Consider the following 13,652-nt stretch of genomic DNA (forward strand, 5'->3'; position numbering starts at 1 on the left):
TGCCAGCACCAAATCCCATCGCCGTGAAAGGCCCGCCATGACCGCCGACCAGATCATCGACCACCTGCAACTGCAGCCCCACCCCGAAGGCGGCTGGTATGCCGAGACCTGGCGCGCAGACAACACAGGCCGCCCCACCGCGACTTACATCTATTTCCTGCTGAAACGGGGCGAGGTCAGCCACTGGCACCGGGTTGATGCGACCGAGATCTGGCTGTTTCACGCTGGCGCGCCGCTCATCCTGTCGATCAGCGAAACCGATACCGGACCTGCAAGCGATCACATGCTGTCCCCTGACCTGAGCGCGGGCGCGCCGCAGGTCATCGTACCCGCCGGGCATTGGCAGGCTGCCCGCAGCACCGGGGACTACACGCTGGTCAGCTGCGTCGTCTCGCCCGGGTTCCAGTTCGACGGGTTCGAATTGGCGCCGCCGGAGTTCGACATTCCCAGGAACTAAACCTCAAGCCCCTGCCGAACCATGCTTGAACTTGCCCTGCCCGATGCGGCAAGGTTCGCGTGTGTATGATTGGGCAAAGACGAGGGCGCGATGCGGCTGATCAAGACTTTGGTGACCGTGGCTGTGATCCTCGGCCTGGGCGTGCTTGGGCTGCGGTTGGCCTTTCCTCTGCCCGAGACCAATTTCTCGGAGCAGACATACCGCCAGCCGACGGATTGGACTGGACCGCTGGGCCAAGCCATCGAGCCGGCGATGCAGCGCAACCCCGGACTGGACGGCGTCCGCCCGCTCGGTCAGGGGCATACCGCATTTGCCGCCCGTGCCATTCTCGCGCGTGAGGCGGTCTCGTCCATAGATGCTCAATACTATATCTGGCAGGATGACGTGACCGGCCTGATGCTGCTGGACGAATTGCGTGCGGCGGCAGAACGGGGCGTACGCGTGCGCCTTCTGGTCGATGACAACGGCATCTCGGGGCTGGACCCGCTTCTGGCTGAACTGGATGCCATGCCAACGGCACATGTCCGCATCTTCAACCCGTTCACGCTGCGCAATCCCAAACTGCTGTCCTATGTGTTCGATTTCGGCCGGTTGAACCGCCGCATGCATAACAAGTCCATGACGGTGGACGGTGTGGCCACGATTGTCGGGGGCCGAAACATCGGCGACATCTATTTCGACTACGGGGCCGGGACGCATTATCTGGATGTCGATACCATCGCGATCGGTCCGATCGTGGACGAGGTGGCCGAATCATTCGATGCCTATTGGAACAGCGGCTCGGCCTATGATGCCGCGTTGTTCCTGCCCGCTGCGACCGACCCAAGCCTGAAAGCACTTGCCGAGGCCGCGCGTCAGACCGCGGTCGGGGCCGGATACCAAAAGGCGATCCGCGACAATGAACTGGCCGACCGCATCGCCGCCCGCGATCTGCCGTTCGAATGGAGCGCGGTCGAACTTTTTGTCGATGACCCGGCAAAGGGACTTGGAGAGGTCGAAGACGAGAACCTCATGGTCGAGCGTCTCATCACCTTTGCCGAAAGCTCCGAGACTTCGCTCGATCTGGTCTCGGCCTATTTCATTCCCGGTCCCCGCGGGGCCGAGTTGCTCGAGCGGTTGGCGTCATCCGGGGTCAAAGTCCGGGTCCTGACCAACTCACTGGATGCGACCGATGTGATGCCGGTTCATGCCGCCTACATGGCCTATCGCGACGACCTGCTGGCAAACGGGGTTCAGTTGCTGGAGCTGCGCGCGTTGCGCGACGAGCACAAGGAACGCAGCCTGCCCGAGATTCTTGCAGGCTCTGCCTCGGGCCTGCATGCAAAGGTGTTTGGCTCGGATGGCAAACGGATCTTCATCGGCTCATACAATCTGGACCCGCGTTCGGCGCGGCTGAACACCGAGATGGGGCTGCTGATCGAGAGCCCCACGATCGCGACAGATCTGGCCCGGCAACTGGACAAGCCCGACTTCGCCTATCGCGTTGAGATGGATGATGACGGTGGGCTGGTCTGGGTTCAGCAGACCAAGGACGGGACGACCACGACCTTTGAGACCGACCCCAACACCTCTCGGTTCCAGCGCGGCCTTGCCGCTGTCGTCAGATGGCTGCCGGTCGAGTGGATGCTCTGACCACCGCTGGCGTCAGTTCAGGACCGCGATCGACAGGTTCAGAACGGTCGCAAACGCCACCCATGCCAGATAGGGCACGAACGCCCAAGCCGAAACGCGATCCACCGGGCGGACACGTGTGATGAACAGAACAATCACCACCAGAAGCGCCAGGATCACTACCAATGCCAGCCAAGGTTGGTGCAGCACGAAGAATGCGGGCGACCACAAGAAGTTCAGGCCCAGCTGCGCCCACCACAGGCGCATTGCGGGCGATCCCCGGTCGCGTTCGAACTGCCGCCATCCCGCCGTCGCAATCAGCACGTACAGAACCGTCCAGACCGGGCCGAACACCCAGCCCGGCGGGTTGAAGACCGGTTTGTTCAGGTTCGCGTACCACTCACCCGGCCCCGTCAGGGTACCGATCAGTATGCCGCCTCCCAGTACCAGAACCAGAAATGCGATACGTGTCAGGGTCTTGGTCATGCCGGTTCCATCCGCAGGTGCACTGCCGCTCAGCAGGTCCCGACCGGTATAGCCGCGCGGGCCGCCGACGAAAAGACACCACGCTGCGGGTTCTTCGCGCCTTCCAGAGAGACCGTCGCACCCTGAATCTCGGCCCCCGACACGGTGATTTCGCGCCCGCCGCCCGTGTCATCCACGTCGATCGTAAAGGCGATTTCCGCACCGGGCGGCATGGCCCGGATGTCCAGATCGACCATCGACTGTCCGTCCTGAACCTGCGGCAACCCGTTCAGATACTCGGACCCCGAAACCATTTCAAAGGGCTGAAACACTTCAACCCCTGCCCCCGCGCCGGTGACATCAAAGATCAGACCGCCCTGCGACGAGGACAAATCCAGACGCACCGTTGCAGCAGACAGGCTGCAATCGCTGGCGTTGCGAAGAACGAAGCGGTCCTTTGGCGCTCCCTCGACGAACTCAACCTGCACGTCGGCCATGGCGGGCACTGCTAGCATGAACGCGACGGCACAACCGGCCGCATTTTTGACAAGGGAACCGATCATCTTCATCTCCGGCGTTGTTGTGGCTACTGCTACAATTACGCCCGAGCGCCTTGGCAGGATCATTTTTCGCCGCGTTTCAGCGCGGTGCGCCCTGCGACACCCGGCTGACCGTGCCCCCGCCGACCAACGCCTTGACCCCGGTGGTACCCGGGCAAGAGGTCGGCATTCCCCGCGCCACACGCACCGCCAGATAGGCAAAAGCCTGCGCCTCGAGCATGTCGCCATCCAACCCTACGGCTTCGACAGGATCGACCGGGCAGTCCAGCGCCACGCGCAGCATCTCCATCAAGACCGGGTTCCTGCGCCCGCCGCCGGTGACCAGTACCCGCGCGGGCGGTTTGGGGCAATGCTCCATCCCCTGCACCACCCCGGCGGCGCTCATGCCCGTCAGGGTGGCGACGGCGTCGGCGTCGCTCAATTCCTTCACCAGGCCGATCATCTCGGCGAAATCGTTGCGGTCCAGAGATTTGGGCGGCAGGCGGTTGAAATAGGGCTCGGCCAGAAACAGCTCCAGCGCCCCGGTCTCGACCGTGCCCTGCCGGGCCAGCGCACCGTCGCGGTCCATCGGCAGACCCAGACGCGCCTGCACCAGGTCGTCGATCGGCGCATTGGCCGGGCCGGTGTCAAAGGCCAACAGCGCACCCGGTGCCTCGGGTCCGTCAAAGGACGGGTCCACATAGGTCAGGTTGCCGACACCGCCCAGGTTCAGAAAGCACACGGGCGCCGTGGCCCCGACGTATTTTGCGCAGGCAAAGTGGAAGAACGGCGCCAGTGGCGCGCCCTCGCCGCCCATGGCCACGTCATCGCTGCGGAAATCCCAGACCACGGGCACACCCAGCGCGACCGCCAGCCCTTCGCCATCGCCCACCTGCAACGTGCCCTTTCCCCGCGGCTCATGCGCAAGGGTCTGACCGTGAAAGCCGATCAGCTCCACGTCCTCGAATTCCGACAGCAACTCGGCATGGGCGCGGGTCACCAGGTCTTCGGCGGCGTGCACCTCGGGGCCGCTCCATTTTCCCAGCGCGGCGCGCAGCAGCTTGCGCTCGTCCTCGGTATAGGGCCGGTAGGCACTGTCGCCGAACCGCAGGATCTGCCGCCCGTCGGTTTCCACCACCGCCGCGTCGACCCCATCGAGCGAGGTGCCCGACATGGCCCCCAGTGCCCGCACTGCCCCAACTTTGCCTCGGGCCTTATTCATGGCCTTTTCCTTCCCTCGTTCGCCGCCTATAACGTGCCCCGCAATTCAACCCCGAGGCAAGACATGACGTATCACCCCAAATCGGATTTCATCGCCACGATGATCGAGCGCGGCTTTCTGGCCGATTGCACCGATTATCAGGGCCTTGACGATGCTCTGACAAGCGGGGTGCAGACAGCCTATATCGGGTATGACGCCACCGCCCAGTCCCTGCATGTCGGGCATCTGATGAACATCATGGTTCTGCGCTGGTTCCAGAAGCTGGGGCACAAGCCGATCACCCTGATGGGGGGCGGCACCACCAAGGTGGGCGATCCGTCTTTCCGCTCGGACGAACGCCCCCTGCTGGGCCCCGAGCAAATCGACGCCAACATCGCCGGCATGCAGAAGGTGTTCGACAAGTACCTGTCTTATGACGACAGCGGCACCGGCGCGCTGATGCTGAACAATGCCGAATGGCTGGACGACCTGAACTACCTCGATTTCCTGCGGGACATCGGGCGGCATTTCTCGGTCAACCGGATGCTATCCTTTGAATCGGTGAAATCGCGGCTGGACCGGGAGCAATCCCTGTCGTTCCTCGAGTTCAACTACATGATCCTGCAGGCCTATGACTTTCTGGAGCTGAACCGTCGTTACAGCTGCATCGTGCAGATGGGTGGATCGGACCAGTGGGGCAACATCGTCAATGGCATCGACCTGACCCGACGCGTGCTGGATCATGAGATCTATGGCCTGACCACGCCCCTGCTGACCACCAGCGACGGGCGCAAGATGGGCAAAAGCCAGGGCGGCGCCATCTGGCTGAACGGCGACATGCTGTCGCCCTACGAGTTCTGGCAGTTCTGGCGCAACACTACTGACGCCGACGTGGGCCGCTTCCTGAAGATCTTCACCGAACTTCCGGTGGACGAATGCGACCGCATGGGCGCGCTGCAAGGGTCCGAGATCAACGAGGCCAAGATCCGTCTGGCCAACGAGGTGACGACACTGCTGCACGGGCCCGAGGCCGCGGCCAAGGCCGAGGCCACCGCGCGCGAAGTGTTCGAAAAGGGCGGTGTGGGCGGCGACCTGCCTACCCTGACTCTGACCGCCGAAGATCTGGGCGACGGCATATCGATCGTGCAGCTGATCGTGAAGTCGGGCCTGGCCAAATCGGGCAAAGAGGCCAAGCGCCTGATCTCCGAAAACGGCGCCCGTCTGGACGACGCACCGCTGACCGATGCGGGGCTCATGATCGACGCAGCGGCCCTTTCCTCGCCCATCAAGCTGAGCGCGGGCAAGAAGCGGCACGCGCTGGTGCAGCTGGGCTGAACCGCCTGCCCCCGAACACGACGGCCGCCTTCGGGCGGCCGTTTTTCTATCCGCGTTCGACCGAGCCCAGCGGCAGGTCCAGACCGGCCGGCGTCACGAACAGCTCGATCTGATCGCGCGACAGCGCCCAGTGATCGGCCGCCAGCTGCCCCGCCGCCGCCTCGTCGCGCGCCTCGATCGCGGCAATGATGGCGTCATGCTGGTCGCAGGCCAGAGCCAGGCTTTCGCCCATCCCGGCCTGACCCGGGCGGTAGAAGGTCATGCCAATACGCGCATGGTCGATCAGCAGCCGCTGAAACGACGGCAGCAGGTACACATTCGCCGCCATCTCGCCGGTGATCTCGTGGAACTGGTTGTTGGCCAGCGCGCGATCTTCGGCCGAGCCCTTCCGCAGCGTTTCCCGAAAAGCCGCCTGCGCCGCCTTCAACCGGTCGATCTGGTCACCTGTGGTGTTCTGCGCCGCCAGCCGCAGCACCGCGCCATAGATCATCGGCGCCACCAGGAAGAAATCGCGCAACGTGGCATAGGACATCTGCGACACCCGCGCGCCCCGGTTTTCACGCAGTTCAAGATAGCCCTGCCCGGCCAGATGCCGGAACACCTCGCGCAGGGGCGTGCGCGACAAGCCGAACGCCTCGGACAGCTGCGCCTCGTCCAGATCATCGCCAGGGCGCAGTTTCAGCGTCATCACCGCCGCCTTCAGATGCGCGGCCAGCGCCGCCTTGCGGCTTTTCGTGTCGTCTTTCATCCCCAACCTTCGCTTTGGTCGAATCGCGACACCCAGGATGTCGCCTCTGCTCTTGCCCGATAAAATGCAACTTGTACACAATCAGTCTGACCGCCCGTGATAGACTGAGCGCATGACCCGCCCGCAACATTTCTGTTTCATCCTCGTTCCCGAGTTCTCGCACCTGGCCTTCTCCTGCGCGGTCGAGCCGCTGCGGATCGCCAACTGGGTCAGCGGCGAGGAACTGTACCGCTGGTCCTTCGCCTCGGAGGACGGCGCGCAGGCGGTGTGTTCCAACGGGTCCGTGACTCTGGTGCATGGCGGGTTGGCGGACCTGCCGAAATGCGACCAGATCTTCGTTTTGTCGGGCATTCACATGCGCGATCACGTCAGCCGCCCCCTGCTGGCCGCGCTGCGCCGCGAACGGGCGCGCGGTACGGCCATCGGGGCGCTGTGTTCGGGCGCATGGCTGCTGGCCGAGGCCGGGTTCCTGAACGGGATGCAGGCGGCGATCCATTGGGAATATCACGACGCCTTCATGGAAGCTTTCCCGGACGTGAATCTGGTGCGCAGCGTCTTCGTGGCCGATGAAAAGCACATGACCGCCTCGGGCGGCACGGCGACGGCCGACCTGATGCTGCACCTGATCGAGCGCGACCACGGGCAGGACCTGTCGATCGCGGTGGCCGACCAGATGGTCTATAACGCGGTGCGCAACGCGACCGCCGATCAGCGCGTGTCGCTGCAGTCGCGCAACGGCATGCGCAACGCGCATCTGGCCAAGGCGATCCAGATCATGGCCGACCGCATCAACGACCCGATCTCGCCGGCGGTGATCGCCGAACAGATCGGCATCTCGACTCGCCAACTGGAACGGCTCTTCGGCAAATACCTCAACGCCTCGCCCAAGAAATACTTCATGGAGCTGCGGCTGGACCGAGCGCGAAACCTGCTGCTGCAGACCGAATCTTCGGTCACCGACGTGGCCTTTGCCTGCGGCTTTGAAAGCCCCGGCCATTTCTCACGCGTGTACCGCGCCGCCTTCGGCGTCACCCCGATGCAGCAGCGCAGCCGGCTGGACTGAGTCACTGCCGACTGGACAGGACGGGCCAACTCGGATTATTTGAACGAACGTTCAGATCACTGGGGAGGAGCCCGCCATGCAATTGTCCACCACCGCCGCCGTCATCACCGGTGGCGCCTCGGGCCTCGGAGAGGCCACCGCCCGTTACTTTGCCGAGAACGGCGCGCAGGTCACCATTCTGGACCGCGATGCCGAGCGCGGCGCGCAGGTCGCGGCGGAAATCGGCGGACATTTTGCCCAGACCGACGTGACGGACGAGAACTCGGTGGCCGCGGCCATTGCGCTGGCGATGGACAAGATGGGCAAGATCACCGCCTGCGTGAACTGTGCCGGCATCGCCTATGGCATCAAGACCGTCGGCAAGGACGGCCCGCACCCGCTGGAAGCCTTTCAGCGCACCATCGACATCAACCTTGTGGGCACTTTCAACGTGTCGCGTCTGGCCGCCGTCGAAATGGCCAAGAACGCGCCCAAGTCGGATGGCGCGCGTGGCGTGATCATCAACACCGCCTCGATTGCCGCGTTTGACGGGCAAAAGGGTCAGGCGGCCTATGCGGCGTCCAAGGGTGGTGTCGTGGGCATGACCCTGCCGATGGCGCGCGATCTGGCCTCGACCGGGATCCGGGTCATGACCATCGCGCCCGGCATCTTCATGACGCCGATGCTGGCCGGTCTGCCCGAAGAGGTGCAGCAGCAGCTGGCCGCCGACGTGCCCAACCCCGCCCGCCTGGGCGACCCGCGCGAATACGGCCGGCTGGCCGGATTCATCGTCGAGATGGGCTATTTGAACGGCGAGGTCATCCGCATCGACGGCGCACTGCGCATGCGCTGACACGACAGCATGGCGTGGGCAGAGCCGATCTGCCCGCGCCTTGGGTCGAGCCTGTCTAGGCCCCGGCCTCGGCCTTTTCTTCAAGTTCCAGCCATTCCTCCTCGGCAGCGGCCAGCTTCTTCTGCCGCTCGACAAGGGCCTCGGTCGCTTTCTGGAACTTAACCGGCTCGCGGGTGAACAGCTCGGGGTCCGACATCAGCTCCTCCAGCTTGGCGATCTCGGCTTCCAGCCGCGCGATCTCGGCGGGCAGCTTCTCGAGCCGGTGCTTTTCGGAAAAGGACAGGCCGGCTTTCGGCTTGGCTTCCTGCTTGACCTTCGGCTTGTTCTCTTTTGATTTCTCAGTCTTTTTCTCGACCATATCGCCGCGCTGCGCGACATAGTCCGACCAGCCGCCTGCATAGACCGTCGCGCGGCCGTTGCCCTCCATGGCGATGGTCGTGGTCGCCACACGATCCAGGAAATCGCGGTCGTGGCTGACCAGCAGCACGGTGCCGTCATAGTCGTCCAGCAACTCCTGCAACAGGTCCAGCGTCTCGACATCCAGGTCGTTGGTCGGTTCGTCCAGCACCAGCAGGTTCGACGGTTTCGCCAACAGCTTCGCCAGCAGCAACCGCGCTTTTTCCCCGCCCGACAAGGACTTGACGGCCGCTCGTGCCTGCCGCTCGTCGAACAGGAATTCCTTGAGGTAACCCACGACATGCTTGGGCTGGCCGCGCACCATCACCTGATCGGCCTTGCCCGAGACGCGCATCTCGGGGTCGCCGGTCAGGCTGTCCCAAAGGGTCATCTCGGGGTCCAGCTGCGCGCGGGTCTGGTCGAAGACCGCGATTTCCAGATTGGTGCCCAGGCTCACGGTGCCTTCATCCGGCGCGACCTCGCCCAGCAGCATCTTCAGAACGGTAGTCTTGCCAACGCCGTTCGGACCGACAAAGGCCACCCGGTCGCCGCGCTGTACCAGCAGGTCCAGTTTGCGCACGATGGGCTTGCCGTCGAATGCCTTGCTGAGACCGCGTGCCTCGATCACCTTGCGCCCCGATTTCGGACCGGAGTCCAAGGACATGGCCGCCGACCCCTGACGCTTGATCTGCGCGGCGCGTTCGGCCCGCAAGGCCTGCAGCGCCCGCACCCGGCCCTGGTTGCGCTTGCGGCGGGCACTGATCCCCTCGACTGCCCAACGCGCCTCGGATTTGATCAGCCGGTCCAGCTTGTGGCGTTGCTGATCTTCCTCTTCCCAGATCCTGTCGCGCCAGGCCTCGAAGGCCTCGAACCCCTGCTCCTGCCGGCGCACCTCACCGCGGTCGATCCACAGTGTTGCCCGGGTCAGCGCCCGCAAGAACGCGCGGTCATGCGAGATCAGGACAAAGGCCGCCCGCGTCGCGCCCAGTTCACGCTCCAGCCAGCCGATGGCCTCGATGTCCAGATGGTTGGTCGGCTCGTCCAGCAGCATCAGGTCGGGGGCCTCGGCCATCAGCTTGGCCAGCGCCGCACGCCGCCGTTCTCCGCCCGAGGCGGTCTGAACCGCGCGCGAGGGGTCGAATTTCAACCCTTCCCCGGCCCGTTCCACCTTGTACAGCTCACCTGGTTCCAGCCCGCTGGCCGCATAGTCGCCCAGCGTGGCAAAACCCTCCATCGTCGGGTCCTGCTCCATGTAGCCGACGGATTTGCCGGGCGGCACCACGATCTCGCCCCGGTCCGGTTCGACCAGACCGGCCATAACCTTCATCAGGGTGGATTTACCCGAGCCGTTCCGCCCGACCAGCGCAACGCGGTCGCCGGGCTGAACCACCAGGTCCAGGTCGGAAAACACCGGCTCGCCCCCGAAGGTCAGCGAGATACCGGACATCTGCAACAAAGGAACACGTGCCATAAGCGCCAGCTAAACCGGCAGGCATTGGGCGTCAACGCCCCAGCCTCACCTTTTGACAGCAGCGCGGCTTCAGCCCGCGATCATCCGCAAGAGGCGTTTCCGCGTCGCGGGAATCGCACCGATCTCGACGCCGGTGAACACATGCAGCGTGTTCAACTGGCGATCCACCACCGCATGGTCGCTGACCCAACCGCCCATCATCAGATAGGTGCGCAGCAATGGCGGCATTCGCAGCATGGCCTTTTTGGCATCCGGGCGTCGCCGCAGCCGCGCGGCAAAGCGAAACACGTCCGGCGCCTTGACCCGCGGCAACCAGCGTTTGGGCGCAAGGTGGCGATGTTTGAGCATCGCGAAGGCATCCAGGTATTCCGCAGTCTCAGTCCCTGCGAAGGACGAGCATCCAAACAGCAACTGGACGCCGTTGCGGTCGACGAAGGCCGTCATCGCGCCCCAGGCCACCCTCAGGATATCGGGGTCTGTCCAATCGGGATGGATGCAGAACCGCCCCATTTCCACCATGCGCCCATCAAAGCTCTGCAACGCGGAAAGGTCATAGAACTGGGCCGAATAACTCCGGCTGATTTCGCTGCCGCTGTCCATGACCAGCATCCGGAAACAGCAGACTAACTGGCCGCCTGCCTGCGAATCCTCGACCAGAACATGGGCGCAGGCAACATCGAAGTCGTCCTGATCCGTCTCGGCTGTTCGGAATGCAAGAGTACGAAGATTCTTGGCCGCCCGCACGTCCTCGGGACACCGCGCCAGGCGCGCGCGGTAGCGGCCCTTGTCCAGCAAAATATCATCGGCCATGGTCGCATCCTCCACGGTTTCTCACCGATTGCGATCTGCCTGATCCCATGCACCAATAGTGTGACCGCCGTGTGAAGCTTTCAACCGGCGGCCGGAAATTAGCTGGCCCCCGGGATGTTCGACGGGCTGAATTGGCCGATGTTGCCCAGCAGCTGCCGCAGGAAGCCTTTGTCCTGAACACTGGAGTCCGTCACACGGCGATCCAGCACGATGACATAGCCGTCTTCGAGACCGAATTTCTCGATATTGCGGACGACGCCACGCTGGTCAAAGCTGATCGCCACCAATTCGCGCGAGACAACCTCGGGGCGTTTGGGGCCATAATGGCGCACCCGCGACGCGACATAATAGAAACCCGAATCCTTCAACACACCTGACGAGCTGGGCGCGCCAGCCTTTTCCAGAACCGTGTCGCGGGTATCGACGCCAACCTTGATCTCGGCCAGCTCTTCCGGGGTGGGGATATAGCCGTGTTTCTTGTAGACCGGGGTACAGGCAACAGCGGTGGCCAGAACAAGCGTGCAGGCAACCGCCCTGGACGCCGGTTTCAGCCTGTTCAGTACTTTCAACATGTTCACCCTCTTGCCTTGGTCCCTTGCGGCTTCTATCCGATTACAGAAACCCATGCCCCGGTTCAACACAGGAAAGGGTCACAATGTCCGACCTCTCAACATTGCGCGTCGCCGATCTGCCGCAAAACAGCCCGACCGCGTTCGAATTGCGCCCCCTTGCCCGGCAACTCGAAGAAATTCGTGATGCGTTGGGCCTGCTCGGGCTGCGCAAGCTGAGTTTTGTCGGCGAGCTGCGCGCGAAGGGCAAGCGTGATTGGGTGTTGACCGCCAAGCTGGGCGCAACCGTCATTCAGCCCTGCGTGGTGACGCTGGACCCGGTCACGACCCGGATCGAGGCTCCGGTGCGGCGCGTTTTCCTGGCCAATTGGACCGAACCCGACGAACCCGAGTTCGAAATGCCCGAAGATGACGAGACCGAAGCCTTGGGCCCGGAAATCGATCTGGACCAGGTGATGCGCGAGGCATTGTCCCTTGCGTTGCCCCAATACCCCCGGAAAGACGGCGCACATCTGGGCGACGCGAACTATACCGAACCGGGCAAACAGGCGATGACCGACGAGGATGCCAAACCCTTTGCCGGGCTGGCGTCCCTGCGTGACGCACTGAAAAAAGACGAGTGACAGGGGATCGATTTCCTGTCATAGCAGGCGCTCAGAAAAATCGCTTGAACATGTCGAGAATCGCAGTATTTTCGCGCGCTCATCGGAATTTGGGTTGGACATCGCGGGGCTTGTTCCCTAAACGCACGTCACACCACGAGAAAACGAAGAATGAAACCCGGCCTGCAGCGAATCTGCTGGCCCTTAGTAGACAAAGGTTGAGACCATGGCCGTCCAACAGAACAAAGTTTCCAAGTCGCGTCGCAACAACCGCCGCGCACACGACGCTCTGGTTGCTGCAAACCCGAACGAATGCGCGAACTGCGGCGAGCTGAAGCGCCCGCACCACGTTTGCGCAGCCTGCGGCCACTATGACGATCGTGAAGTCGTCGCTCAGGCCGACGACATCGACCTGGACGAAGACGCGGCCTAAGCCTGATTGAACGCAGGTTCTGGCATGACAGCGCAGCCCACGCAGACCGGAAAGATCATCATCTCGGTTGACGCAATGGGCGGGGATTCAGGTCCCGGCGTGGTCGTGGCTGGAATCGCGAAGTCAGCAAAGAAGAACCCCGAGATCGGATTTCTTCTGCACGGCCCGGAAGATGTGCTGAGCAAGCTTGTATCGAAACGGCGTGTCCTCGACGGACGCGTCGTTTTTCGTGATTGCCCGGACGTGGTCACGATGCAGGACAAGCCCAGCCAGGTGGTGCGCAGCGGCAAGAACACCTCGATGTGGTCGGCGCTGGAATCCGTGCGTCAGGGCGAGGCCCATGGCGCCGTGTCCTGCGGCAATACCGGCGCGCTGATGGCGCTGTCGATGATGCGACTGCGCAAACTGCCCGGGGTAAACCGCCCCGCCATCGCGATTCTGTGGCCATCCCGCAACCCTCAGGGTTTCAACGTCATGCTGGACGTGGGCGCGGATGTGCGGGCCGACGCCAAGGATCTGCTGCAGTTTGCACTGATGGGCGCTTCTTATGCGCGCAACGGCATGGAACTGACCCGCCCGCGTATCGGACTGCTGAACGTCGGCACCGAAGAGCACAAAGGCCGCGCCGAACTCAAGGAAGCCCATGCCCTGATCACCGAATTCGCGGATCAGGCAAACTTTGATTTCGTGGGCTTCGTGGAAGGCAGCGACATTCCAGGCGACAAGGCGGATGTCATTGTTACGGATGGGTTTACCGGAAACGTCGCCATCAAGACCGGAGAAGGCACGGCCAGCCTGATCGGTGACCTGCTCCGCGAGGCCTTCAAGTATTCGCCCCTATCTCGCCTGGCCTCGGTTCTGGCCATCACCTCGCTGCAGCGATTGAAGAAACGCATCGACCCGCGCCGCGTCAACGGCGGGGTCTTTCTTGGCCTGAACGGCACTGTCATCAAATCCCACGGAGGCGCCGACGCCACCGGCGTGTCTGCCGCGATCAAGCTGGCTTTCACCCTGGCCAAGTCCGGCTTTGCGGAAAAATTGGCAGCACGGGTTGCATCCACGGCTGAGCTTGAACAAGATGCAGCGCAATCTGCGCTGCAGACCAAATAAGAACAAAGAA

Annotated in this window: 15 protein-coding genes; 8 read left to right on the plus strand and 7 right to left on the minus strand. The window is 63.3% G+C overall.

Going from position 1 to position 13,652, the window contains the following annotated elements; genetic code table 11:
- Window positions 1-37 precede the first annotated feature (37 nt).
- Both ACR0CU_RS06875 and ACR0CU_RS06880 read left to right on the plus strand, forming a co-directional pair.
- A complete protein-coding gene (locus ACR0CU_RS06875) occupies window positions 38-457 on the plus strand; it encodes a cupin domain-containing protein (RefSeq protein WP_170446401.1) in 420 nt (139 codons plus the stop codon).
- Window positions 458-547: 90 nt separating this feature from the next.
- Window positions 548-2,089, plus strand: a complete 1,542-nt coding sequence (locus ACR0CU_RS06880) for a phospholipase D family protein (RefSeq protein WP_170446403.1) — start codon at window positions 548-550, stop codon at window positions 2,087-2,089.
- A 12-nt stretch (window positions 2,090-2,101) separates the two neighbouring features.
- Here the strand turns inward: ACR0CU_RS06880 and ACR0CU_RS06885 are convergent, their stop codons facing one another.
- The 3 genes from ACR0CU_RS06885 to ACR0CU_RS06895 all read right to left on the minus strand — a co-directional run bounded on the left by ACR0CU_RS06885 (window position 2,102) and on the right by ACR0CU_RS06895 (window position 4,294).
- Entirely contained in the window at window positions 2,102-2,554 is a 453-nt protein-coding gene (locus tag ACR0CU_RS06885) for a TspO/MBR family protein (RefSeq protein ID WP_170446405.1), read from the minus strand.
- 29 nt (window positions 2,555-2,583) lie between these two features.
- A complete protein-coding gene (locus ACR0CU_RS06890; RefSeq protein ID WP_170446407.1) occupies window positions 2,584-3,096 on the minus strand; it encodes an aggregation factor core in 513 nt (170 codons plus the stop codon).
- 76 nt (window positions 3,097-3,172) lie between these two features.
- Complete coding sequence (locus ACR0CU_RS06895) at window positions 3,173-4,294, minus strand: anhydro-N-acetylmuramic acid kinase (protein WP_170446409.1); 1,122 nt, start codon at window positions 4,292-4,294, stop codon at window positions 3,173-3,175.
- Between the two features lie 63 nt (window positions 4,295-4,357).
- Between ACR0CU_RS06895 and tyrS the strand changes: the two genes are divergently transcribed.
- Complete coding sequence (gene tyrS / locus ACR0CU_RS06900; protein WP_170446411.1) at window positions 4,358-5,608, plus strand: tyrosine--tRNA ligase; 1,251 nt, start codon at window positions 4,358-4,360, stop codon at window positions 5,606-5,608.
- Window positions 5,609-5,654: 46 nt separating this feature from the next.
- On the opposite strand, the gene ACR0CU_RS06905 is transcribed toward tyrS, so the two are convergent.
- On the minus strand, window positions 5,655-6,356 hold the full coding sequence (locus ACR0CU_RS06905) for a GntR family transcriptional regulator (protein ID WP_170363297.1): 702 nt from the start codon (window positions 6,354-6,356) through the stop codon (window positions 5,655-5,657).
- Between the two features lie 112 nt (window positions 6,357-6,468).
- Here ACR0CU_RS06905 and ACR0CU_RS06910 point away from each other — a divergent pair, with 112 nt between their 5' ends.
- Together ACR0CU_RS06910 and ACR0CU_RS06915 are read left to right on the plus strand one after the other, a co-directional pair.
- Window positions 6,469-7,419, plus strand: coding sequence for a GlxA family transcriptional regulator (locus tag ACR0CU_RS06910; protein ID WP_170338740.1), 951 nt, complete (start codon window positions 6,469-6,471; stop codon window positions 7,417-7,419).
- A gap of 76 nt (window positions 7,420-7,495) precedes the next feature.
- Window positions 7,496-8,251, plus strand: a complete 756-nt coding sequence (locus ACR0CU_RS06915) for a 3-hydroxyacyl-CoA dehydrogenase (protein ID WP_170446413.1) — start codon at window positions 7,496-7,498, stop codon at window positions 8,249-8,251.
- A gap of 55 nt (window positions 8,252-8,306) precedes the next feature.
- Here ACR0CU_RS06915 and ACR0CU_RS06920 read toward each other — a convergent pair whose 3' ends face one another.
- The 3 genes from ACR0CU_RS06920 to ACR0CU_RS06930 form a co-directional block, all read right to left on the minus strand.
- On the minus strand, window positions 8,307-10,118 hold the full coding sequence (locus tag ACR0CU_RS06920) for an ABC-F family ATP-binding cassette domain-containing protein (protein ID WP_254437555.1): 1,812 nt from the start codon (window positions 10,116-10,118) through the stop codon (window positions 8,307-8,309).
- A 69-nt stretch (window positions 10,119-10,187) separates the two neighbouring features.
- Window positions 10,188-10,928, minus strand: coding sequence for a GNAT family N-acetyltransferase (locus ACR0CU_RS06925; protein ID WP_170446415.1), 741 nt, complete (start codon window positions 10,926-10,928; stop codon window positions 10,188-10,190).
- A gap of 98 nt (window positions 10,929-11,026) precedes the next feature.
- On the minus strand, window positions 11,027-11,500 hold the full coding sequence (locus tag ACR0CU_RS06930) for an outer membrane protein assembly factor BamE (RefSeq protein ID WP_093962985.1): 474 nt from the start codon (window positions 11,498-11,500) through the stop codon (window positions 11,027-11,029).
- A gap of 83 nt (window positions 11,501-11,583) precedes the next feature.
- Here ACR0CU_RS06930 and ACR0CU_RS06935 point away from each other — a divergent pair, with 83 nt between their 5' ends.
- The 3 genes from ACR0CU_RS06935 (at window position 11,584) to plsX (ending at window position 13,642) form a co-directional block, all read left to right on the plus strand.
- Complete coding sequence (locus ACR0CU_RS06935) at window positions 11,584-12,120, plus strand: YceD family protein (protein ID WP_170523390.1); 537 nt, start codon at window positions 11,584-11,586, stop codon at window positions 12,118-12,120.
- A gap of 205 nt (window positions 12,121-12,325) precedes the next feature.
- Window positions 12,326-12,532 (plus strand): 50S ribosomal protein L32, encoded by a 207-nt coding sequence (gene rpmF, locus ACR0CU_RS06940; protein WP_093962313.1) that lies wholly within the window; start codon window positions 12,326-12,328, stop codon window positions 12,530-12,532.
- A 24-nt stretch (window positions 12,533-12,556) separates the two neighbouring features.
- The gene (gene plsX / locus ACR0CU_RS06945) at window positions 12,557-13,642 is read left to right on the plus strand and encodes a phosphate acyltransferase PlsX (protein WP_170358888.1); all 1,086 of its coding nucleotides are present in this window, start codon (window positions 12,557-12,559) and stop codon (window positions 13,640-13,642) included.
- Window positions 13,643-13,652: the final 10 nt, after the last annotated feature.

The sequence above is a fragment of the Ruegeria sp. BC2 genome (assembly GCF_056539245.1).